Consider the following 21,079-nt stretch of genomic DNA (forward strand, 5'->3'; position numbering starts at 1 on the left):
TCCGAGTATGGACCGAGTGCGCTAAAAAGTATACTGTTTTCGCCATGCTGGATTTCACGATCGAACCTGACTTCCAGGCCAAGCTCGACTGGGCGGCCGCCTTCGTACGCGAGGAGGTCGAGCCGCTCGATCTCCTGTTCCCGCACGGCGGCGACCCGTACGACACCGGCAACGAGAAGGCCCGCGCGATCCTCGGGCCGTTGCGGGAGCAGGTCCGGGATCAGGGCCTTTGGGCCTGCCACCTGGGCCCCGAACTGGACGGACCCGGCTACGGCCAGGTGAAGCTCGCCCTGCTCAACGAGGTCCTCGGCCGCTCCTACTGGGCGCCGACGGTCTTCGGTACCGCCGCCCCGGACACCGGCAACGCCGAGATCCTGGCGATGTTCGGCACCGAGGAGCAGAAGGCCGACTATCTGCGGCCGCTGCTCGACGGTGAGATCGTCTCGGCCTTCTCGATGACCGAGCCGCAGGCGGGTGCCGACCCCAAGGAGTTCACCTGCCGCGCCTGGCGGGACGGCGACGAGTGGGTGATCGACGGGGAGAAGTGGTTCTCCTCCAACGCCCGGTACGCCGCCTTCCTCATCGTCATGGCCGTCACCGACCCGGACGCGCCTCCGCACCGGCGCATGTCGATGTTCATCGTGCCGTCGCGGACACCCGGCATCGAGATCAAGCGCAACGTCGGCACCATGGACGAGCGCGAGAACCTCGACGAGGGCATCCACGCCTACATCCGCTACCACCAGGTCCGCGTCCCGCTCGACGCCATGCTCGGCGGCCCCGGCGAGGGCTTCGAAGTCGCCCAGGCCCGCCTCGGCGGCGGGCGCGTGCACCACGCGATGCGTACGGTGGGCAAGTGCACGCGTGCCTTCGACATGATGTGCGAGCGGGCGCTGTCCCGTCGTACCCAGGGCACCCTGCTCGCCGACAAGCAGGCGGTGCAGCAGTTCATCGCCGACTCCTGGGTGGAGCTGCAGCAGTTCCGGCTCCTCGTGCTGTACACGGCCTGGATCATCGACACCCAGCCGCACGGCGCCGCCCGCACCCAGATCGCCATGTGCAAGGTGCAGACGGCGAAGGTGCTGCACGACGTCATCCAGCGGGCGGTCCACCTGCACGGCTCGCTCGGCACGACCGGGGAGCTCCCGCTCGCCAAGTGGTGGATGGCCGCGCCGAACCTCGCCCTCGCCGACGGCCCGACCGAGGTGCACCGCACCACCATCGCCAAGCAGCTCCTCAGGAACTGCACGCCGGCCGAGGGCCTGTTCCCGAGCGAGCACATCCCGCCCAGGCTGGAGGCGGCCCGCAAGCGGTACGCCCACATCATCGAGGACGACCGTCTCAGCGGCCGGGTGGACGGATGAGCGGCGAGCCCGATGCGGGTTGCCGTGACGTCAAGTCCGTCGCCGCGGCCGAACTGTTCGACCTGTTCGATCTGTCCGGCAAGGTCGCGCTCGTCACCGGCGGCAGCCGGGGGCTGGGCCGGGAGATGGTGCGGGCCTTCGCCACCGCAGGCGCGGACATGGTGGTCGCGAGCCGCAAGCTCGACGCGTGCGAGACGGTCGCGGCGGAGGTCCGCGACCTGGGCCGGCGCGCGCTGCCGGTCGCCGCGCACGTCGGCCGCTGGGACGACCTCGGCCGGCTCGTGGACCTCGCCTACGAGGAGTTCGGTCACGTCGACGTCCTCGTCAACAACGCCGGGATGTCCCCACTGGCCCCCTCCTCCGCGGAGACCGGCGAGGAACTCTTCGACAAGGTGATCGGCGTCAACTTCAAGGGCCCGTTCCGGCTCTCCTCGCTGATCGGGCAGCGGATGGCCGAGGGCGACGGCGGCTCGATCATCAACGTGTCGTCCTCGGGCGCGCTGTTCCCCCAGCCGCGGTTCGGCCCGTATGCCGGTGCCAAGGCCGCGCTCAACGCGCTGACCACGGTCTTCGCCCTGGAGTACGGTCCGACAGTACGTGTCAACACGATCTCCGCGGGCCCGTTCCTGACGGACATCTCCAAGGCGTGGACGGAGGAGAAGAGGCAGAGCGCGCGAAGCGCGGTGGGCAGACCTGGGCGGCCGGAGGAGATCGTCACCACGGCGCTGTATCTGGCGAGCGATGCGTCGAGTTATACGACGGGGTCCCTGATTCGGGTGGATGGCGGGTTGTACTGAACAGCGCGGGTGCGTGGGGGCTGGTCGCGCAGTTCCCCGCGCCCCCAAAAGGGGCGCACTGCAGCACCCCGTCTTTTAGGGGCGCGGGGAACTGCGCGAGCAACCACGGCGCTCCCGCAGCCGACTGACTACCGAAGCAGCTCAGTCGCCTCCGTCAGCAACACGGGCAACGCAGGCCCCATCCGCCGATGCATGTCCGTCAACCGCCCCGCCTTCCGCCCCCGTTTGATCAAAAGCGCGGTCGCCGCCGCCTCCTTGTACTTCGTCAGCGCCTCGAACCAGGCGATGTCACGCAACGCCTCGCCACGCGCCTCCTGGTACGCGTCGATCAGCTCGGCCCTGCCCGGCATCCCGGTCGGCTCCTCGGAGACGGACGCCGGGTGGTGTGCCTCGTCCGTGAAGAAGGTCAGCCAGGTGATGTCGACCCGGGGGTCGCCGAGCGACCAGATCTCCCAGTCGATGACCGCGTTGACCGAGTCGGCGTCGCACAGCGTGTTGCCGAGCCGGTAGTCGCCGTGGGTGAACACCGGCATCATCGCGGCGGGCACGGTGGCCCGCAGGCGTGCCTCGACCGCCTCGCAACCGGCGCGCAGGTCCTCGGGGACGGTGCTGAACGCCCGTGCCCAGCGGTCGATCTCGGCGCCGGGCGTGACGACGGGCTCCACGGCCAGCGCCGTGCGCTTGGGGTCCACGCGGTGCAGGTGGGCGAGCATCCGGGCGGCGTCGAGCGCACGGGCCCGCACCTGTCCGGCCGGCACGGTTCCGCGGGGCACGAGCACCGGCTCCACGCACTGTCCGGGCACCAGTTCCATGGCCACGAAGGGTTGTCGGGCGGTCGGGGTGCCCTGGTCGGAGAAGAGCACCTTCGGCACCCGGACGCCGGGCACTCCGGCCAGCACCTGCATGAGCCGCGACTGGCGCAGGACGTCCCGGTTGCGGACCGGTGCCAGACCGGGCGGGGCCACCTTGAGGACGACGCGCTCGTGGCCGGCGGGGGCATCCGCCAGTGCGGCCACGTACGTGAGGCTCGACGTGCCGCCGGCGAGCGGTTCGACCGACTTCACCGTGGCCTCGGGTGCCCAGCCGCGCAGGGCGACGGCCGTCCGCCGCGTCAGTTCTTCGGTCAGGTCCTCGCTGTCGGCGACGACGCTCATGCGCCGGCCCCCGTCCGGTCCTCGGCGGTGAGCTCCCGGACGATGTCGCGGCGGACCAGTTTGCCGGTGGGGGTGCGGGGCAGTTCGGGCCAGCGTGTGATGCGCTCCGGGGTCTTGGAGCCGCGCAGTGTGGCGCGCACCTGGGCCCGCAGGGCCTCCGGGTCGACGCTCACGCCGTCGCGCAGGACGACCACCGCCTCGATGCGCTGGCCCCATTCCTCGTCGGGGAGGCCGACGACGACCGCGTCGAGCACGTCCGGGTGGCCGAGCAGGACGTCCTCGATCTCGGCGGGCGCGATGTTCTCGGCGCCGCGGATGATCGTGTCGTCGGCCCTGCCCTCTATGTGGAGGTAGCCGTCGTGGTCGAGGCGGCCCCGGTCGCGGGTGTGGAAGAAGCCCCGCTCGTCGACGGCGGAGTTCCCGCCCGCGTACTCCCCCGACACCTGCTCGCCGCGTACCCAGATCTGCCCGGTCTCGCCGGGGGCCGCCACCGCGCCGGACACGTCGCGGACCTCCAGTTCGACGCCCGGCACCGGCAGCCCCGCCGAGCCGAGCCGGGCCCGGACCATGGGATCCTCGCTCGCGACGGCCGTACGGTGCTCCTGCGGGCCCAGCACGGTGATGGTGGAGGAGGTCTCCGTGAGCCCGTAGGCGTTCACGAAGTCCACGTGCGGCCAGGCCCGCAGGGCGGTCTCGACGACCCGGACCGGCATCCGGGCTCCGCCGTAGGCGAGCGCGCGCAGCGAAGGCACCGACCGGTCGAGCCCGTCCGTGTCCATGATGCGGGCGAGCATCGTCGGTACGACCATCGCGTGGGTGATCCGCTGCTCCCGGACCAGGCCGAGCCAGCCGTCCGGGGTGAAGCGCTCCAGGGTGAGGGCCCGGCGCCCCGCGTACAGGTTCGTCAGCACGTTCGACACGGCGGCGATGTGGTATGGCGGAACGCTCACCAGCGCCGCCTCGTCGGGGTCGGCTCCGGCGAACTCCACCGTGCCGAGAACGTAGGAGACCAGGTTGTGGTGGCGCAGGACCACGCCCTTGGGCGCCGCGGTCGTGCCGCTCGTGTAGATGAGGACGGCCGGGGCGCCGGGAACCGCCGGGTCGTCGTCGGCTCCGGCCGGGGCGCCCCCGTGCTCGGCGGCCTCAGCGACCTCGACGAGCCACTCGGCGGGGCTGCGGACCGGAAGTCCCGCGCGCCGCAGCCCCGCACTGTGCGCCGGGTCGGCGATGCCCAGCGCGCGGGGGTGGTTGGCCAGCAGGGCGTCCAGCTGGGTGTCGCCCAGGCGGTAGTTGACCGGTACCAGGGGTACTCCGGCGCGGGCCGCCGCGAACAGTGCGGCGGGGAGGGCCGGGCCGTTCACCGCCAGGTACACGATCGCGTCGGCTTCGGCATCGCGGACCAACCGCGCCCCGCCGACGGCGAGTTCCCGCAGCCGCGCGGCGGTCAGGCCGTCGTCCGCGCGCCCGATGACGACCCGGTCGCCGAAACCCTCGGCGGCCATGTCCAGCAGCATCGACATGTTCACGGGCCGCCCGCCCCTCAGTCCGAGGCCGGGAGCGGCTTGGCGGCCTTCATCGGCAGCGGAACGCCGTTGACCGTCAGCACGCCCGGTCCCGGCTTGGTGCACAGCAGCTCCACGCCCAACTCGTCGTCGGCGTACCGCTTCCCGAGGAGTGAACCGCCCGTCAGGCCCGGGTCGGCCGTGCCGGTGGCGGCGGCTCCCGCCCCGTTTCCGTTGCCCTCGACCATGGCGGCGCCCCCGCAGTCGATCTCCAGTTCCTCGTCCGGGCACCGCACGACGATCACCGCCGTCGTGTCGACCGTACTGGTGAGCATCTGCCCCACGCGTGGCCTCATCGCAGTGTCCTCCGCGGCTCTCGTGGCACCGAACGCGCGGCGCCGAGTAACCAGAGAAAAGTATACTACTTTCCTCGATCGCGTCGAGAACGGAGCTGCCGGATGGAACTGGACACCGTCCTGTTCGAGGTGACCGACCACGTCGCCACCGTCACCCTCAACAGGCCCGAGGTGATGAACGGCTTCAACCAGCGGATGCTGGAGGAATTCACCGTCCTCTGGGACACCGTCAAGAACGATGACGACGTGCGCGTCGTCGTGCTGCGCGGGGCGGGTGACCGGGCGTTCTGCACGGGGATGGACGTGAAGGAGGGCATCGACCGCCATCCCAACGTCTGGTCGCAGACGGATCCCGGCGAGTTCCTCTCGCCGAAGCAGAACCAGGTGTGGAAACCCCTGGTCTGCGCGGTGCACGGGATGGCCGCGGGGGGCGCCTTCTACTGGCTCAACGAGGCCGACATCCTGATCTGTTCGGAGGACGCCACCTTCTTCGACCCGCATGTCAGTTACGGGCTCACGGCGGCCCTGGAACCCATCGGGCTGGCCCGGCGCATCCCTCTCGGCGAGGCGCTGCGCATCGCCCTGCTCGGCCTGGACGAGCGGGTGTCGGCGGCCCGCGCTCTGCAGATCGGCCTGGTCAGCGAGGTGCTGCCGCGCGAGGACCTGTGGGACCGGGCCGACGACATCGCCCGCATCATCGCCGCGAAGCCGCCGGCCGCCGTCCAGGGCACGGTCCGCGCGATCTGGGAGTCCCTCGACTCGACCCGCACCCAGGCGCTGCGCACCGGACTGTCGTACACGCAGCTCGGCAACCCGATCGGGAAGGCCGAGATCGACCGCGCGACGGTGCCCCGGGGGAGGTGGACACTGCGCTGAGACTTCCCGCCCACATCTAAATAAGTGTACTTTTTTAGCGATGCAGTTTCGGGGTGATCAACGGGAGGCTGTCATGCGGTTCGGTATGCCCTGGCCCGGCCGGGAGGTCGGACGGGAGGCCGAGCAGGCCGGTGCCGAGGCCTTCTGCGCCGGGGAGTTCGCCGACCACGACCCCTATCTCACCGTCGCCGACATCGTGGCGAACACCGATCGTGCGATTGCGGGCCCCGCCATCGCCTACGCCTTCGCCCGCACGCCCTACGCCCACGCCACCGCCCTGCGCCACCTGCACGCCCAGGCACCCGGCCGGCTGTTCCTCGGGCTGGGCAGCGCGGCGTTCCGGATCAACCGGGACTGGCTGGGCGTGCCCGCGGAACGGCCGGTGGCCCGGATCGCCGAGACCGTGGGTGCCGTACAGGCCTGGCTGCACGCGGAGAACGGCGAGCGGGTCCGGTACGCCGGCGAGTTCTACGACCTCGCCGCCGACGTCCGGGCCCCTGTCCTCGGCCGGCTGGACATCCCTGTCCTGCTCGCGGCGTTCAACGCCCGCATGGCCGTCACCGCCGGCCGGGTCGCCGACGGCGTCATCGGGCACGGGCTGTTCACCGGCTCCTGGTGGAACGAGGTCGTGCGGCCCGCGGTGGCCCGGGGTGCGGACGAACAGGACCCGGCCGTCACACGCCCGCTCGAACACGGCTGGATCATCACGGCGGTCGACGACAACGCGCCCGAACGCGCGATCGCCGACGCCCGGCGCATGATCGCCTTCTACCTCACGGTCCGGACGTACGACCCCTTCGTCGCCCATCACGGCTGGGCGGAGCCCGTAGCCCGGCTGCGCGACGCCTTCCGGGTCGGTGACACCGACGCCATGACCCGGGCGGTCACCGACGAGATGCTCACCGAGATCGCCGTCTGCGGCACGACCGCCGACGCGAAGGACACCTTGTCCCGCCGCGCCGCCTCGCTTCCCCGCGACATCGGCTACTTCGCCCCACCGAGTTTCCTGGTGAGCCGCGCCCGCCGCGCGGCGTACGCCCGAGCCGGGCTCGCCCTGATCGGCGTCCTGCCGGAGCCGGACCCGGTCTGAGCCGGGTCCAGTCTCGGAGCCAGGTCCAGTCTCGGAGCCGGGTCCGGTCCGGGTGGGCCGTCAGGCCTGCTCGGGAACCGGGGCCAGTTTGCGGCTGGCGTCGAAGCCGACGACCTTCGCGAGGGTGCCGCCGAGGATGGCGGCGCGGTCCTCGTCGCCCACTCCCTCGAAGTTCTCGGCGATGCACTCGTCGCTGCTGCGGAAGGTGCCCTCGGCGTGCGGGTAGTCGTTGCCCCACATCACCGTGGACAGGCCGGTGATGTGGCGGGCCTTGACGGCCGTGGGGTCGTCGGCGAACTGGACGTGGATCTGCCGGCGGACGTACTCGGTGGGCTTGAGCGGGTACGGCCACCTGTCGTTGACCGCGAACAGCCGCCCCATGGCGGACTGCTCCTTCGGCCCACGGCTGTCGTCCCAGAAACCGAGCCACCAGTCGGGGTCCTGACCGGTGCCGGTCTTCCATGCCTTGTCCATGTAGCCCATGAAGGAGACCAGCCAGCCGGCCGTGTACTCGATCAGGTTGAAGTGCAGGTCGGGGAAGCGCTCGCACACCCCGCCGCCGACGAGGCTGGCGATGATGCCCTGCGGTCCGGCCACGGCCGAGCCGACCGCGCTGCCCATGGTGCGGCCGGCCACCATGTCGTCGGTCAGGTTGCCCTTGCCCATGTTCATGGCCGTCATCAGGCCACGGACGGTCATCGCGGTCTCGGACACCTGCTCCTTGACCTTCACCCCGCCGGTCGCGACATGGATGAAGACCGGCAGCCCGTGCGCCTGCGCGGCCGCCCAGACCGGGTCGTACTCGCGGGCGTAGTACGGCAGGGGCGGGATCTCCGGGAGAAGGAGCGCGCCGATCCCCAGCCGCGCCACCCGCTCGATCTCCGCGACGGCCGCGGGAACGTCCGTGAGCGGGATCGCCGCCGTCGGCCGCAGCCGGTCCTTGTACTGCAGATACCGTTCGACCAGGTAGTCGTTCCACACGCGGGCGTGGGCCATGGACAGTTCGTGGTCGTCCGTGAAGAGGACGAACAGCGAGAGGTTCGGGAACATCACCGACGCGTCGACACCGTCGAGGTTCATGTCCCGGATGATGTGGTCCGGATCGCCGTCCGGGGTCTCGCCGCCGGTCTGGCGGTACTTGGAGATGGTCCAGCCGTCGAAGCCGATGGTGTGCAGCTTCTTGAACTCGGTGTGCCCGCCGTCGACGATCGGCTCGTCGAGGGTGAACTCCTCTTCCCACAGGGCACGTTCACGAAGGTGCCTGGGCAGCCGGGTCTTGAAGAGATCGACCGGCTCGATGATGTGCGAGTCGCCGGAGACGACAAATTCCTTGAACACAGGCGGTACCTCTTTCGAACCTCGTCGTTCGTCGCAGAAATCCAACCCGCTGGCCCTGCCGAAGTTAGCTGTACCGAACGGTCGAGTCAATAATTCAGCACACGGAATGACCAGGCGATTCCCGCCTGGAATCCTGACAGCTTGCTGACACTGGGGTCGATATCTCACCCCTTCCCGGGGCATCCACATTAAGTACACTCAACTCAGCAGGGCGTCCGAGTAGCACCGCAGGTGACCAGGAGGCGGACATGACGACGGCGTACGCGTTCTCCACGCAGCTCTACATCGACGGGCGCCGCACCGACGGCCGGTCGGGCACCCCGATGTCCGTACGCAACCCCGCGACGGAGGAGTCGATCGCCGAGGTCCCCGGCTCCTCGACGGCCGACGTGGACCTGGCCGTCCGGGCGGCCCGGCGTGCCTTCGACGAGGGTCCCTGGCCGCGGATGAGGCCCATGGAGCGGGCCGGTGTCCTGCTGCGGATGGCCGAGGAGATGGAGCGCCGGCTGCCCGAACTCGTCGCCGTCAACATGGCGGAGGCGGGCTCGGTGCGGGCCCTGGCCGAGACACTGCAGACCCGCATCCCGGTGACGCATCTGCGGGACATGGCCGAGCGGGTGATCCCCACGTTCGCCTGGGACCGCCCGATGGACCCCACGATCGCGCCGGGTACCGGCATCTCGCAGGGGGTGCTGCGCCGGGAGGCGTTCGGGGTGTGCGCGCTGGTCTCCGCTTACAACTTCCCGTTCTTCCTCAGCATGATGAAGGTGATCCCGGCCCTGGCGGCCGGCTGCACCGCCGTGCTGAAACCGGCGCCCGCCACGCCGCTGGAGTCCCTGCTGATCGGTGACTTCGCGGACGCCGCCGGGCTGCCGCCGGGCGTGCTGAACATCGTGACCGGTGACGCGGCGGAGGGCCGGGCGCTGACCACCCATCCCATGGTGGACCTGGTGAGCTTCACCGGCTCCGACACGGTCGGCCGCATGGTCTACGCGCAGGCCGCGGCCTCCCTGAAGAAGGTCGTCCTCGAACTCGGCGGCAAGTCTGCCGGCATCGTCCGCGCCGACGGCGACCTCGACGGCGCGGTCCGTGCCGCGCTCACGGGCATCACCGCCCATGCCGGGCAGGGCTGTTCCCTGCTGACCCGTACGCTGGTGCACGAGTCCGTCCACGACGAGCTGGTCGCGCGACTGACCGCGGCCCTCGCCCAGGTGAAGGTCGGTGATCCGGCCGACCCGGCCACCACCATGGGCCCGTTGATCAGCGAAGCGCAGCGGGGCAAGGTCGAGAAGCTGATCCGTGTCGGTGAGGAAGAGGGGGCCCGTCTCGTCTGCGGCGGCGGCCGGCCCCCCGGTCTCCACCGCGGCTACTTCGTCGAACCCACACTCTTCGCCGACGTCGACAACTCCATGACCATCGCACGCACGGAGTTCTTCGGCCCGGTCGGCGTCGTCATTCCCTTCGCCGACGACGAGGAGGCGGTGCGGATCGCCAACGACAGTCCCTACGGTCTCGCCGGCGTCGTGTGGAGCGCCGACACCGTGGCCGCGTACGAGATGGCGTCCCGTATCCGGACCGGCGCGGTCGCCATCAACGCGAGCAGCGCCGGAGTGGTCCCGCGGGCCGCGTTCGGCGGTTACAAGCAGAGCGGACTCGGCCGGGAGTGGGGCGAGTTCGGACTGGACGAGTACCTGCAGACGAAGACGGTCAGCTGGGCGGCACGCTGAGACACGTACCGCCCACCCGGCGGGACGACGACGGCGGAGAGCTCGAAGGCCTCGGTGCCCGCAGGCTCCCCCGGCGGACGGCTCCGACGGCGGTGCGGCACCCGGAGAGAAGAACGACATCAACCATGGAATTCAGCACACTCAAATGCCTGATTGATCGACATATTGCCTGCGTCATTGGCCAGCGATCTCGACCGAACGGTCAAAAGAGGATACCTTGCCATGATGGACTTCGAGCTCAGCGAAGAGCAGGAGATGCTCCGTGAGGCCTCGCGCGACCTGCTGTCGGAGCGGGCCCCGATCGAACACGTGCGGGCTTGGGCGGACCGCGCGGAGGATGTCGATCCCGAGGTGTGGCGGCTGACGGCCGCCCTCGGCTGGCCCGGTCTCGGCCTGCCCGAGGAGTACGGCGGCGCCGGCCAGGGGCTGGTGGAACTCGCGCTCGTCGCCGAGGAGATGGGGCGGGCGCTCGGACGGGGCCCGGTCACTCCCACCGTGATCGCCGGCCGGGCACTCGCCGCCGCGGGGTCGCCCGCGCTGCGCGCCGAGGTGCTGCCCGTGCTCGCCGCCGGCTCGGACTGGGCCACCTGGGCCTTCGCCGAGCCGCACACCCCGTGGTCCCTCGACGGCGTGCGGGCCACGGCCCGGTGCGACGGCGACGCGGTCGTCCTCGACGGGGTGAAGACGGCGGTGCAGGACGCGGGCGGCGCCCGCTGGCTGCTCGTCACCGCCCGCCAGGACGGGGTCCCGGCGTCCTTCCTCGTCGACCGTACGGCCCCCGGTGTGACGGTCCGGCGGCAGCGGGTGCTGGACCTGACCCGCTCGTTCCACGAGGTCCGGTTCGAGGGGGTGCGGGTGCCCCCGGACCGCCGTCTCGCCGCCGGCCCCGGCGAGATCCAGCGCCTCCTCGACGAGGCGTCGGTGCTGCGCTGCGCCGACGCGCTCGGGGTGATGGAGCGGATGCTGGAACTCACCGTCGAACACACCACGTCCCGCGTCCAGTTCGGCCGAGCGATCGGCGCCTTCCAGGCCGTCAAGCACGCCTGCGCCGACATGGCACTGCGGGTGCACGGCGCCCGCGCCGCCACCGGCTACGCGGCGATGTCCGCCGACGCGGGCGCCGCGGACGCCGGCCGGGCCGCCTGCGCCGCCGCCTCGTACGTCGCGGTCGTGGCCGGCGAGGTCGCGGCCCGGGCCCTCCAGCTGCACGGCGGCATCGGCTTCACCTGGGAGCACGAGCTCCACCTCCACCTGCGCCGGGCCAGGGCCGACAGCGTGCTGTACGGCGACGCCGCCGTCCACCGCGACCGGCTGTGCACCTTCCTGCGGGCGTCTCCCGCAGCCACGTGAGCGGACGATCCGAAACCGAAGGGTTCCCCATGGAGATCAAGGGAAAGAAGGCGGTGGTGTTCGGCGGCGCCTCCGGCATGGGCCGGGCCACCGCCGAACTCCTCGCGACCCGCGGCGCCGACGTCGCCGTGCTCGACCGTCCGGCGTCGGCGGGCGGTGAGGTCGCCGCCGCGCTCGGCGGCAGCTTCCACCCCGTCGACGTGACCGACTTCGCGGCGACCGAGAACGCGCTGGACGCGGCCGTACAGGCACTGGGCGGGCTGCACGTGTCGGTCACGACGGCGGGCGGCGGCAGTGTGCGGCGCACCCTCGGCAAGGACGGACCGCATGATCTGCAGGCCTTCCGCCGGGTGCTCGACCTCAACGCCGTCGCCACCTTCAACATCAGCAGGCTGGCCGCCGCGCACATGAGCCGCAACGAGGCCGAGGAACCCGACGGCGAACGCGGTGTCATCGTCAACACGTCGTCGATCGCCGCCTTCGAGGGGCAGATCGGGCAGGTCGCCTACTCCGCGGCCAAGGCGGCCATCGCCGGCATGAGCCTGACCATGGCCCGCGATCTGGGTTCCCTCGGCATCCGGGTCGTCGCCATCGCGCCGAGCCTGTTCGAGACCGGCGCCACCGAGAGGATCCCCGCCGAGACCAGGGCCGCCCTGGTGAAGGACGCCGCGTTCCCCCGGCGGCTGGGCCGGCCAGAGGAGTACGCGAAGCTCGCCCTGGCGGTCGTGGACAACCCGATGCTGAACGGCCAGTGCCTGCGTCTGGACGCCGGCCAGCGGTTCGGACCGAAGTGACCGGTGCGATCGAAGCGACTGAAGTGACCAAAGTGACCGAGGTGAGGTGCTGATGCCGGACCACACACCGCACCGGGGCAAGGTCGCCCTGATCACCGGGGGCGGCCGGGGCTTCGGCAAGGCGTTCGGCGAGGCGCTGTCGGCGCTCGGCGCGCATGTCGTGCTCGCCGACATCGACGGCGACGCCGCGGCCGAGGCGGCCGCGGAACTCACCGCACGAGGCCGGGGCGCGACCGGAGTCGCCTGTGACGTCGCCGACGAGGACGGCGTCGGCGCCGTGGTGAGCGAGATCGCCGCACGCCACGGCGGGCTCGACGTCCTGGTCAACAACGCCGGTCTGCACGCCGCCTACAACAAGCCCTTCACCGAACTGGGCCTGGCCAGGGTCCGGCGGGTGGTCGACGTCAACATCATGGGCACCGTCATCTGCACCATGGCCGCCCGCGAGGCCATGAAGGGCCGCGCCGGCGCCTGTGTCGTCAACATCTCCTCGTCGGCGGCGTACGCGAACCGCAGCATCTACGGCGTGTCCAAGCTCGCCGTGCGCGGCCTGACGGTGTCCTTCGCGCGGGAGTTCGCCGCCGACGGCATCCGGGTCAACGCCATCGCGCCGGGTCTGATCTTCACCGACGCGGTGCGGGCCCAGCTCTCCCCCGCCGAGGCCGAACGCGTCCTCGGGGAGCAGATCCTGCCGCAGGAGGGCCGGGAGGAGGACATCGTCGAGGCGCTGCTCTACCTCGTCTCGTCGAAGGCGTCCTTCGTGACCGGTGAAACCCTGCGGGTGACGGGCGGGTTCGCGCTCTCGGTCTGACGACACGCCGGTGGCCGTGACCCCAACCGGGAGCACGGCCACCGGCGTTCGCTCAGACGGTCACCGGCTGGGTCTCCGGCCGGCCGGCCGGCTCCTGCTCCTCCGACTTGATCGCCTTGAGCAGCACATACGGAGTGGCGATCTTCCAGACGAAGTACGTCAGCGAGGGGATCGTGTTCGCGAGCACGCCGTTCCAGGCGAACGGCCCGCTGTCCGTGACGAAGACGAAGGCTCCGGGGATGAGGAGCACGCCCAGCACGATGCTCAGCCAGCCGTACCACTTGGGGAAGACCTGCTTCTCCCGGTGGTCGACGAACGCGGTACAGCCGATCGACCAGACCTGGAGGACGAAGATGCACGCGTTGCCCACCAGCATGAGGTTGAAGGTGTCGGTCAGCGCGGCCAGTACGTCGGGCGAGTGGATCTCCGGCCGGTACGCGGCCGCGGAGAGGATGGCGAGGGGGAAGAAGAAGCCCAGCGGTGCGACCACACCGGTGGTCAGCTGGATCATGGACAGCAGCCCCCAGCCGCCCTCGACGCGCTTCATCTGAAGGCTCGTCACGACGACGTAGGGGTACTCGAAGGGCACGGCCAGCACCATGATCACGGTGCACCACAGGATCCCGGTGCGGTGGTCGTGCAGGAACGTGACGAGGTCCGCGGGGCTCATCCTCGGGTCCACCGGGGTGAGGAGGTGGCCCGCGCTGAAGGCCACGATGAAGCCCACCATCAGGACGACACCGCACCACGCCGACACGCGTTCCAGTCTCAGATACAGGTCTCTTCTCAACTGCGGCTCCCTTGTGGGCCGGCCGGCGTCCACCGGCCGGCTGCTGCCGACCGGTGCCTACCGGCCGATCTCGTCCCAGCCGACGAGCCTGTCCAGCAGCAGTGCCGCGCTGGAGAGGTAGTCGCCGTATCCGCCGCGGAAGAAGAGCAGCGGGGTCTTCAACGACTCGACGCACAGGTCGTGGACCCGTCCCACGACCAGCAGGTGGTCGCCGATCTCGACGACCTGCTCCACCACGCAGTCCACCCAGGCGACGACTCCGTGCAGGACGGGGCTGCCCAGCGGCGAGACCTCCCAGGCCGTGTCCACGAACCGCTCCCCCGCCGGCCTGGTCGCCAGTCGCCGGGAGATGCGTTCCTGGTCGCCCGCCAGCGCGTTGGCGCAGAAGCGGCCCGCGGCCCTGATCGTCCGCAGGGTCGTGGAGGATCGGTCCGCCAGGAAGGACACCAGGGGCGGGTCGAGCGACACGGACGTGAAGGTGCCGACGATCATGCCGTGCGGCCGCTGCTCGGCGTCCGTGGTGGTGACGGCGACCACGCTGGTGGGGAAGTTGCCCAGCACGTCGCGGAATCGGCGGCCCTCGGTCACATCCACCTCCCGGGGACGGACCGCGCCGTCCCTCATATCAGGACCCGCATCGCCTCGGGCAGTTCGAGCCCCATCCCGGCCAGGGCGTTCGCGTGGTACGCCGAGCCGGGCACGTGGATCATGTGCTGGAGTCCGACGTGCGCGTCCCGCCAGTACCGCTGGATCGGGTTGCCGCGCCGGATCGCGTTGCCGCCGGACCGGGCGAAGATCTCGTCCAGCGCGGAGACGGCCCGCCAGGCGCACCGGACCTGGTTGCGCCGTACGTTCGACCGGTCCTCGACGGTGATCTCCTGGCCTGCCTCGGCCTTGTCGTACAGCCGGCTGATGCCGTCGATGAGCTGGACCCGGGAGGCGGCGATCTCGGCGGCGGCCTCACCGGCCGCGTAGAGCACGTACGGGTCGTCGCGGACCTGGACGCCGGTCACGGCGACCCGGTCCTTCTGCTGGCCGAGGTGCACGGCGAGCGCGCCCTCGCAGATGCCGATGACGGCCGCGGTGATCCCGAGCGGGAACATCGAGGCGAAGGGCAGCCTGTACAGCGTGTCGGTGAGACCGATCGCCTCGGCGGCGGCCCCGTCCTGGACGGCCTCCTGCCGTACGGTGCGGTATTCGGGGATGAACGCCTTGTCGACGACGACGTCCTTGCTGCCGGTGCCGGAGAGGCCGACGACGTCCCAGGTGCCGTCGATGATCTGGTAGTCCGAGCGGGGCAGCACCACGTGCATCACGGTGATCGGCCCGGCCGGCCTGCCCTTCCCGTCCCCGAGGAGTGCGCCGAGGAAGTCCCAGCGGCAGTGGTCGCTGCCGGAGGAGAACGGCCAGCGGCCGCTGAGGACGTAGCCGCCGTCCACCGGGTCGGCGATGCCGTTGGGCATGTACGGGGAGGCGATCCAGGTGTCCGGGTCGTCGTCCCACACCTCGTGGGCGAGCCGCGGGTCCATCTGGGCCAGCTCCCACGGGTGGACCCCGACGACACCGCACACCCAGCCGGCGGCCCCGTCGTGCCGCGCGACCGCCATCACCGCTTCCGCGAAGTCCCGGGGATGAGAGCCGAAACCGCCGAACTCCTTGGGCTGCAGCAGTCGTATGACTCCGGCGGAACGCAGCAGTTCGACGGTACGGTCGCTCAACCTGCCGAGTGACTCGTTCTCGTCGGCGAGTGCGGCCAGTTCCGGACCCGACTCCTCGATACGGCCGACCACTTCATGCGTCACTCCGCCCACCTCCTGGTGACTGGTCCATCGCCCGCGCGGCGTGGCGCCGACGGCGGGATGTCTCAGTGTCAGGGCAGGGGACGGGCGGCGGCCGGGCGCTTTCCGCTGACCGGGACTGGGCTGTCTCAGCGGGTCACGCGGGGGCGCAAGGCGAGGCTGGAGCGGGCCATGAGGGCGGCGGACCACACTCCGGCGCCGTAGGCGAGGTCGTCGAGGCGTCGGGCGACGCCGTAGCGCACCGGGTCGAGAGTGGCTTGATCACGCCGGTACTCCAGTGCGATGTCGGCCAGGGCGGCGACCGCGGCGGCGCGACGCACCCGGCCGGAGAGCGCACAGCCGACGGCCGTCAGCGGCCACCAGTGGCGGGTCAGCAGCGCGGAGGTCTGGGACAGGGTGGCGAGGGCTCCGTTGCCGGTGAGCCGCACGGCCAGCCGGTACGGGTGCTCCGTGCCGTCGAGCTTGCGGGCGATGCGTACGGCGACGGCAGCGAGGACGGCCGCGGCGGCCGGTGCCGACCAGCGCCGCCCGGCGAGCAGCGCGGCGGCGAACGCCGTGCTCCACGGCGCGAACACGACGGGTGCGACGGACTCCGGGTGGCGTTCGGCGAGGGGCTGCGCCCCGGTGCCGTAGACGGCCTTGCGCCGCAGCCAGTCCCCCAGTCGCACCCGGTGTTCGTGGGCGGCCCGGACGGCGGGTTCGTAGCGCACCCGGCGCCCCGCCGCCACCATCCGCCAGCACAGGTCGACGTCCTCCCCGACCCGCATGCCCGCGTCGAAGCCCGCCCCCAGCGCGTCGACCCGGGCCACCACGCACGCCGAGGAGGCCCAGGAGACGGGGGTACCGGGCCGAACCGGGGCCGGATGCGCGCCGAGGTCGAGTGAGGACCGGGAGTTCTCGTACCGTTCGATCCAGGTCCTGGCCGGGGTGGGCAGCCCGGTGATGCGGGGTACGGCCATCGCGACCCGGGGGTCGGCGAAGTGCCGGAGCAGGGTGGGGACCGTGTCGGGGTCCAGGACGATGTCGGAGTCGACGAAGACCACGTACGGGGTGGTGACCAGCCGCAGACCGGCGTTGCGCGCGGCGGCGGGCCCGGCGTTGACGGCGAGGGCGACCAGGCGCGCACCGTGCCGGGCTGCTGCCGCGGCCACGGCGGCCGGCTGCCGGGAGGCGTCGTCGACCACGATCACCGCGCGGCCCGGACCGATGCTCCGCAACAGGCGGTCCAGTTGACGCGGGCGGTCACGGACCGGCACGACCACCGTGTACCGGGGGTCCGTGGGTGCCGGGAGCGAGCCGACGACGGGATGCGCCATGCCCGTCTCCAGCAGCCGGTCCGCGAGCAGCGCCCCTGCCGCGTCCCGCACGACGAGCGCCCGCCCGGTCAGCAGCCGCCGCGCTCGCGGAGTCAGCTTGAGCAGCCGCGTCGGAAACCCGCCGAGCAGCGCCCGGCCACCGTCGACCACCTGCGTGTGCCGGTCCAACTCCACGACGAATCCGAGGGGAAGCGTCATCGGCGCACGCCCTTCGAGGCATTCAAGGTATTCGAGGTATTCGAGGTATTCGAGGCAGCGGACAGCGTCAACGGCGAACCGGCCCCGGGGTCGGTGAGACGGCCGCGGGTGTCGGGGGTCCAGGCGGTGATGCCGCGGAGCGTGGCGGAGACCATGGCGGCCATCGTCCGGCGTCCTTCCTCGGCCGTGGCGCCGGCCGGGTCGCCGAGCACGCCGGAGGCGGAGACCGCGCGGACACCTCGGGCCGTCAGCTCCGGCAGGAGTACGGGAAGCGGGCGGGTGTCGCCGGCGACGGCGGCGTCGAGGCGGACACGTTCGGGTTCCAGGTGCAGCAACAGGGAGGTCTCCGTGCGGCCGGCGTGCGCATCGCCGCCCGGCGCCTCGCAGCCGGCCCAGACGGCGTCGTGGCCCTCGGTGCGCAGCAGGGCGAGGGCGCCGTCGAGGGTGGCCGTGTTTCCGCCGTGGCCGTTGACGAACACGATCCGGCTCGCCCACAGGGACAGCGAGCGTGCCAGTTCCACGACGACCGCGCGCAGCGCCTCGTGCCCGATCGAGACGGTCCCGGGGAAGCCGGCGTGCTCGCCGCTCGCGCCGAAGGCCAGGGCCGGCGTCACCAGCGGTGGACCGTACGGTCCGGTGGCGAGAGCGTCGGCCGTGCGCCGGGCGACGGCGCGGGCGACGACGGTGTCGGTGTCGAGCGGCAGATGCGGACCGTGCTGCTCGGTGGACCCGACCGGGACCAGGACGAGCGCGCCGGAGGGCACGGCCGGCCACACGGCGTCGGCCAGGAGGGGCGGTACGGCGTCTCCTGGTACGGCGTCCCCCGGCATGCTCAGGCCGCCGTGGACTCGGCGCCGGCCGGGAGCGCCGAAGCGGCCGCCGGTACGTCCGCGCCGCCCAGCGTCAGCCGGAAGCCGGGCGGTATCGCCAGGTCGCCGGGGTCCAGTTCGTGCACGGAGGAGTGGCCGAGGCCCAGGACGGCCGAGTCCAGTCCGCCGCGCAGGATGTCCAGCACGTTCTCGACACCTGCCTGCCCGTTCGCCGCGAGGCCCCACAGACAGGCGCGGCCGATCAGGACGGCACGGGCACCGAGAGCGAGTGCCTTGGCCACGTCGCCGCCGCGGCGGACACCTCCGTCCAGCAGGACCTCGACCTGGTCGCCGACGGCATCCGCGATCGCGGGCAGCAGCCGGATGGTGGCCGGGGTGGTGTCCAGGTTGTTGCCGCCGTGATTGGACACGGACAGCGCCGGGACGCCGGCGTCGACCGCCCGCCTGGCGTCGTCCACGCGGGAGACGCCCTTGAGGAGGAAGGGGCCTCCCCACTCCTCCCGCAGCCACGCGAGGTCCTCCCAGGTGGGCGGCGGGGTCCGCATCCACTCGCCGTAGGCGCCGAAGAAGGTCGGCGCGGCGCCGCCGGGCGCGGTCAGGTTGGGGACGGTGAGGTCGGGGACGCGGCCCGACCTGGCGTACCGCCACAGCCAGCCGGGCCGGGGCAGGACGTCGGGGGCGAACCGCAGCACGGTCCTGAGGTCGAGCTTGTCCGGGATGGCGGGGCTGCCCCAGTCGCGGCCGTGCGAGAACGACCAGTCGAGGGTGACGATGAGCGCCTTGGCGCCGGCGGCCCTGGCCCGGTCCATGCGCTGCACCATGGTGTCGCGGGTGCCGCTCCAGTACAGCTGGAAGAAGAAGTCCGGCTGTGCGTCGGCCACCTCCTCCATGGGCTTGCTCGCGAACGAGCTGAGCCCCATGATCACCCCCCGGTTGGCGGCGGCCCGGGCCACGGCCACCTCCCCGTCCGGATCGACGGCCTGTACCCCGGTCGGTGAGATGAGCACGGGGAGTGCGGTGGGCACGCCCAGTACCGTCGTGGACAGGTCGCGGTCCGCGTGGTGGCCCACGACGCGCGGCGCGAAGCCCAGTTCGGCGAAGGCCTCCGTGTTGGCGTCGATGGTGCGGCCGCGCTCCGAGCCGGCGACGAGCGCGCCGTAGACCGGGCCGGGCAGCCGCCGTCTCGCCCTGCGCCGGGCCTCGGCGACCGTCTCGAACCAGGGGTTCCTAGGCATGTGTCCGGCCCTTTCCGGTGGGTGTCGGGTCCAGCCCGGCCAGGGGGCTCTCGGCGCAGTCGCGCACCGGAGGACGGCGGGTGAGCACCAGGTCCACGGGGCCCCGCGAGTGGTCGCCGGACGGCTTGGGCAGCCGGGCCGTGTCACGCCGGGCGAGCCGTTCCGCGCCGTAGCCCTGCACGCACTCGGGGTCCGGTCCGTCCAGCGGGAGCCCGGTGAAGAACTTCGCGGCCATGCAGCCGCCCTTGCAGGTGTCGTAGAACGCGCAGGACGCGCAGGCGCCGCCGTGCTGCGGGGTGCGCAGCCGTCGGAACAGCTCCGAGTCGCGCCAGACACCGGAAAAGCCGCCGGGCTCGCGGACGTTGCCGGCCAGGAACTCGTCGTGGATGGCGAACGGGCAGGCGTAGACGTCGCCGACCGGGTCGATCAGGCAGACGACGCGCCCGGCGCCGCACAGGTTGAGGCCCGGCAGCGCCTGGCCGTAGGCGGACAGGTGGAAGAAGGAGTCGCCGGTCAGCACGTTCTCGCCGTGCGCCAGCAACCAGTCGTACAGCTCGCGTTGCTGCCGGGCCGTCGGGTGCAGGTCGTCCCAGACGTCGGCGCCGCGTCCGGAGGGGCGCAGCCGGGTCAGGCGCAGCTGGGCGCCGTAGCGGTCGGCGAGTGCCTTGAAGGCGTCCAGCTGCGGGATGTTGTGCCGGGTGCAGACCACGGAGATCTTGAAGTTCCGCATGCCGGCGGCGGCGAGGTTCTCCAGTGCCCTGACGGCCGTGGCGTACGAACCCGGGCCGCGCACCGCGTCGTTGACGTCGGCGGTGGCGCCGTCGAGCGAGATCTGGACGTCCACGTAGTCGTTGCGGGCGAGGCGTTCGGCGGCCTCGGGGGTGATCCGGACGCCATTGGTGGAGAACTTCACGCCGACGTGATGGGCGGTGGCGTGGTCGAGGAGTTCCCAGAAGTCGGGGCGGACGGTGGGCTCGCCGCCGCCGATGTTGACGTAGAAGACCTGCATGGCCTCCAGCTCGTCGATGACGGCCTTGGCCTCGGCGGTGCTCAGCTCGCGCGGGTCGCGTCGGCCGGAGCTGGACAGGCAGTGGGCGCAGGACAGGTTGCAGGCGTAGGTCAGTTCCCAGGTCAGGCAGATCGGCGCGGCGAGCCCGAGCTCGAACAGGTCGACCAGCCGGGACGGGGACGTGGCGGTCATGAGGTCCTCCCGACGACCATCGACGACTGCGCGAGTACGGCGAGGGCCCGGCCGTAGCGGGGCAGTTCGTGCTCCGTGAGACCCGCGGCCAGGCAGGCGGCGCGGGCCGTGGGTGCGTCCGCGAGCGCCTGGACGACGGTCAGCAGCCGCCGGTCCTTGAGGAACGACAGCTTGCGGGTGCCGAAGTGGTACAGCAGCGCGCCGAAGGGTTCCGGTCGCACCGAGACCTGCGGATGCAGGTCCCAGGCGCGGTCGAGGTCCATCGCGGTCATCCGGCGGCGCCTAGTAGACGCCGCACATGCCGTCGATGGAGACCTCCTCGATCAGCTCCTCGGCTTCGATCAGGGACCCTTCGGACGGAGTCCCCTCGTCCTGGATCTCGCTGGCCGGGACGGGCGGGATGACATGCGTCTCGTTCATGCGACTCTCCCTGGGCATCGCTCAGTTCGGACATCCCGAGAATAATGACACCGAGTGCCGAAAGTGAAGACGCCGGAGAAGCAGAGCCTCGAAGAGGACACGGATGGCCAGCACTGCACCGCATGGGTACT

General features: G+C 71.5%; 21 protein-coding genes. 8 read left to right on the forward strand and 13 right to left on the reverse strand.

What is annotated here, in order from left to right; translation table 11 throughout:
- Positions 1–44: 44 nt before the first annotated feature.
- Entirely contained in the window at positions 45–1,364 is a 1,320-nt protein-coding gene (locus ACFWPQ_RS46785) for an acyl-CoA dehydrogenase family protein (RefSeq protein WP_384049841.1), read from the forward strand.
- Positions 1,361–2,161, forward strand: coding sequence for an SDR family NAD(P)-dependent oxidoreductase (locus ACFWPQ_RS46790; RefSeq protein ID WP_384049844.1), 801 nt, complete (start codon positions 1,361–1,363; stop codon positions 2,159–2,161). The genes ACFWPQ_RS46785 and ACFWPQ_RS46790 overlap by 4 nt, the downstream gene beginning before the upstream one ends.
- Positions 2,162–2,289: 128 nt before the next feature.
- Here ACFWPQ_RS46790 and ACFWPQ_RS46795 read toward each other — a convergent pair whose 3' ends face one another.
- Genes ACFWPQ_RS46795 through ACFWPQ_RS46805 form a run of 3 tightly spaced genes read right to left on the reverse strand, consistent with a single transcriptional unit; the run spans position 2,290 to position 5,173 of the window.
- The gene (locus tag ACFWPQ_RS46795) at positions 2,290–3,315 is read right to left on the reverse strand and encodes a phosphotransferase family protein (protein WP_384049847.1); all 1,026 of its coding nucleotides are present in this window, start codon (positions 3,313–3,315) and stop codon (positions 2,290–2,292) included.
- Entirely contained in the window at positions 3,312–4,841 is a 1,530-nt protein-coding gene (locus ACFWPQ_RS46800; RefSeq protein ID WP_384049850.1) for an AMP-binding protein, read from the reverse strand. Before ACFWPQ_RS46800 ends, ACFWPQ_RS46795 begins: the two co-directional genes overlap by 4 nt.
- Positions 4,842–4,855: 14 nt before the next feature.
- The gene (locus ACFWPQ_RS46805) at positions 4,856–5,173 is read right to left on the reverse strand and encodes a hypothetical protein (RefSeq protein WP_384049853.1); all 318 of its coding nucleotides are present in this window, start codon (positions 5,171–5,173) and stop codon (positions 4,856–4,858) included.
- A gap of 102 nt (positions 5,174–5,275) precedes the next feature.
- Here ACFWPQ_RS46805 and ACFWPQ_RS46810 point away from each other — a divergent pair, with 102 nt between their 5' ends.
- Positions 5,276–6,049, forward strand: coding sequence for an enoyl-CoA hydratase/isomerase family protein (locus tag ACFWPQ_RS46810; RefSeq protein ID WP_384049856.1), 774 nt, complete (start codon positions 5,276–5,278; stop codon positions 6,047–6,049).
- A gap of 73 nt (positions 6,050–6,122) precedes the next feature.
- Entirely contained in the window at positions 6,123–7,139 is a 1,017-nt protein-coding gene (locus tag ACFWPQ_RS46815; protein WP_384049859.1) for an LLM class flavin-dependent oxidoreductase, read from the forward strand.
- A 60-nt stretch (positions 7,140–7,199) separates the two neighbouring features.
- Here ACFWPQ_RS46815 and ACFWPQ_RS46820 read toward each other — a convergent pair whose 3' ends face one another.
- Positions 7,200–8,477: an amidohydrolase family protein gene (locus tag ACFWPQ_RS46820; RefSeq protein WP_384049862.1), complete on the reverse strand. Its 1,278-nt coding sequence runs from the start codon at positions 8,475–8,477 to the stop codon at positions 7,200–7,202.
- A gap of 248 nt (positions 8,478–8,725) precedes the next feature.
- On the opposite strand from ACFWPQ_RS46820, the gene ACFWPQ_RS46825 reads away from it, so the two are divergent.
- The 4 genes from ACFWPQ_RS46825 to ACFWPQ_RS46840 all read left to right on the forward strand — a co-directional run bounded on the left by ACFWPQ_RS46825 (position 8,726) and on the right by ACFWPQ_RS46840 (position 13,159).
- Positions 8,726–10,204, forward strand: a complete 1,479-nt coding sequence (locus tag ACFWPQ_RS46825; protein ID WP_384049865.1) for an aldehyde dehydrogenase family protein — start codon at positions 8,726–8,728, stop codon at positions 10,202–10,204.
- Positions 10,205–10,426: 222 nt separating this feature from the next.
- Complete coding sequence (locus ACFWPQ_RS46830) at positions 10,427–11,554, forward strand: acyl-CoA dehydrogenase family protein (RefSeq protein WP_384049867.1); 1,128 nt, start codon at positions 10,427–10,429, stop codon at positions 11,552–11,554.
- Positions 11,555–11,583: 29 nt separating this feature from the next.
- Positions 11,584–12,348, forward strand: coding sequence for an SDR family NAD(P)-dependent oxidoreductase (locus ACFWPQ_RS46835; protein ID WP_384049870.1), 765 nt, complete (start codon positions 11,584–11,586; stop codon positions 12,346–12,348).
- A 52-nt stretch (positions 12,349–12,400) separates the two neighbouring features.
- On the forward strand, positions 12,401–13,159 hold the full coding sequence (locus tag ACFWPQ_RS46840) for an SDR family NAD(P)-dependent oxidoreductase (RefSeq protein WP_384049873.1): 759 nt from the start codon (positions 12,401–12,403) through the stop codon (positions 13,157–13,159).
- 52 nt (positions 13,160–13,211) lie between these two features.
- On the opposite strand, the gene ACFWPQ_RS46845 is transcribed toward ACFWPQ_RS46840, so the two are convergent.
- From ACFWPQ_RS46845 to mftA, 9 genes are all read right to left on the reverse strand, one after another.
- The gene (locus tag ACFWPQ_RS46845; protein WP_384049875.1) at positions 13,212–13,949 is read right to left on the reverse strand and encodes a hypothetical protein; all 738 of its coding nucleotides are present in this window, start codon (positions 13,947–13,949) and stop codon (positions 13,212–13,214) included.
- Positions 13,950–14,006: 57 nt separating this feature from the next.
- Positions 14,007–14,537: a flavin reductase family protein gene (locus ACFWPQ_RS46850; RefSeq protein WP_384049878.1), complete on the reverse strand. Its 531-nt coding sequence runs from the start codon at positions 14,535–14,537 to the stop codon at positions 14,007–14,009.
- A 32-nt stretch (positions 14,538–14,569) separates the two neighbouring features.
- Positions 14,570–15,751 (reverse strand): hydroxylase, encoded by a 1,182-nt coding sequence (locus tag ACFWPQ_RS46855; RefSeq protein WP_384049881.1) that lies wholly within the window; start codon positions 15,749–15,751, stop codon positions 14,570–14,572.
- A gap of 125 nt (positions 15,752–15,876) precedes the next feature.
- Positions 15,877–17,262 carry a mycofactocin biosynthesis glycosyltransferase MftF gene (gene mftF / locus ACFWPQ_RS46860; RefSeq protein ID WP_384049884.1) on the reverse strand — a complete coding sequence of 462 codons (1,386 nt, stop codon included), beginning with the start codon at positions 17,260–17,262 and terminating at the stop codon, positions 15,877–15,879.
- Complete coding sequence (mftE, locus tag ACFWPQ_RS46865) at positions 17,259–18,092, reverse strand: mycofactocin biosynthesis peptidyl-dipeptidase MftE (protein ID WP_384049887.1); 834 nt, start codon at positions 18,090–18,092, stop codon at positions 17,259–17,261. The genes mftF and mftE overlap by 4 nt, the downstream gene beginning before the upstream one ends.
- A gap of 2 nt (positions 18,093–18,094) precedes the next feature.
- Positions 18,095–19,327: a pre-mycofactocin synthase MftD gene (gene mftD, locus ACFWPQ_RS46870; protein ID WP_384049890.1), complete on the reverse strand. Its 1,233-nt coding sequence runs from the start codon at positions 19,325–19,327 to the stop codon at positions 18,095–18,097.
- Complete coding sequence (gene mftC, locus ACFWPQ_RS46875; RefSeq protein WP_384049893.1) at positions 19,320–20,528, reverse strand: mycofactocin radical SAM maturase; 1,209 nt, start codon at positions 20,526–20,528, stop codon at positions 19,320–19,322. The genes mftD and mftC overlap by 8 nt, the downstream gene beginning before the upstream one ends.
- Positions 20,525–20,800 (reverse strand): mycofactocin biosynthesis chaperone MftB, encoded by a 276-nt coding sequence (gene mftB, locus ACFWPQ_RS46880; protein WP_384049896.1) that lies wholly within the window; start codon positions 20,798–20,800, stop codon positions 20,525–20,527. The genes mftC and mftB overlap by 4 nt, the downstream gene beginning before the upstream one ends.
- Before the next feature lie 10 nt (positions 20,801–20,810).
- Positions 20,811–20,948, reverse strand: a complete 138-nt coding sequence (gene mftA, locus ACFWPQ_RS46885) for a mycofactocin precursor MftA (protein ID WP_384049899.1) — start codon at positions 20,946–20,948, stop codon at positions 20,811–20,813.
- Positions 20,949–21,079 lie beyond the last annotated feature (131 nt).

Origin of the sequence: Streptomyces sp. NPDC058464 (assembly GCF_042721035.1) — a bacterium.
Taxonomy (GTDB): Bacteria; Actinomycetota; Actinomycetes; order Streptomycetales; family Streptomycetaceae; genus Streptomyces.

Coding starts and splice junctions, on each gene's coding strand:
- ACFWPQ_RS46835 (WP_384049870.1), top strand. CDS start 11,584: ATGGAGATCAAGGGAAAGAAGGCGGTGGTGTTCGGCGGCGCCTCCGGC.
- ACFWPQ_RS46790 (WP_384049844.1), top strand. CDS start 1,361: ATGAGCGGCGAGCCCGATGCGGGTTGCCGTGACGTCAAGTCCGTCGCC.
- mftC (WP_384049893.1), bottom strand. CDS start 20,528: ATGACCGCCACGTCCCCGTCCCGGCTGGTCGACCTGTTCGAGCTCGGG.
- mftA (WP_384049899.1), bottom strand. CDS start 20,948: ATGAACGAGACGCATGTCATCCCGCCCGTCCCGGCCAGCGAGATCCAG.
- ACFWPQ_RS46785 (WP_384049841.1), top strand. CDS start 45: ATGCTGGATTTCACGATCGAACCTGACTTCCAGGCCAAGCTCGACTGG.
- mftE (WP_384049887.1), bottom strand. CDS start 18,092: ATGCCGGGGGACGCCGTACCAGGAGACGCCGTACCGCCCCTCCTGGCC.
- mftD (WP_384049890.1), bottom strand. CDS start 19,327: ATGCCTAGGAACCCCTGGTTCGAGACGGTCGCCGAGGCCCGGCGCAGG.
- ACFWPQ_RS46805 (WP_384049853.1), bottom strand. CDS start 5,173: ATGAGGCCACGCGTGGGGCAGATGCTCACCAGTACGGTCGACACGACG.
- ACFWPQ_RS46795 (WP_384049847.1), bottom strand. CDS start 3,315: ATGAGCGTCGTCGCCGACAGCGAGGACCTGACCGAAGAACTGACGCGG.
- mftF (WP_384049884.1), bottom strand. CDS start 17,262: ATGACGCTTCCCCTCGGATTCGTCGTGGAGTTGGACCGGCACACGCAG.
- mftB (WP_384049896.1), bottom strand. CDS start 20,800: ATGACCGCGATGGACCTCGACCGCGCCTGGGACCTGCATCCGCAGGTC.
- ACFWPQ_RS46825 (WP_384049865.1), top strand. CDS start 8,726: ATGACGACGGCGTACGCGTTCTCCACGCAGCTCTACATCGACGGGCGC.
- ACFWPQ_RS46840 (WP_384049873.1), top strand. CDS start 12,401: ATGCCGGACCACACACCGCACCGGGGCAAGGTCGCCCTGATCACCGGG.
- ACFWPQ_RS46815 (WP_384049859.1), top strand. CDS start 6,123: ATGCGGTTCGGTATGCCCTGGCCCGGCCGGGAGGTCGGACGGGAGGCC.
- ACFWPQ_RS46830 (WP_384049867.1), top strand. CDS start 10,427: ATGATGGACTTCGAGCTCAGCGAAGAGCAGGAGATGCTCCGTGAGGCC.
- ACFWPQ_RS46810 (WP_384049856.1), top strand. CDS start 5,276: ATGGAACTGGACACCGTCCTGTTCGAGGTGACCGACCACGTCGCCACC.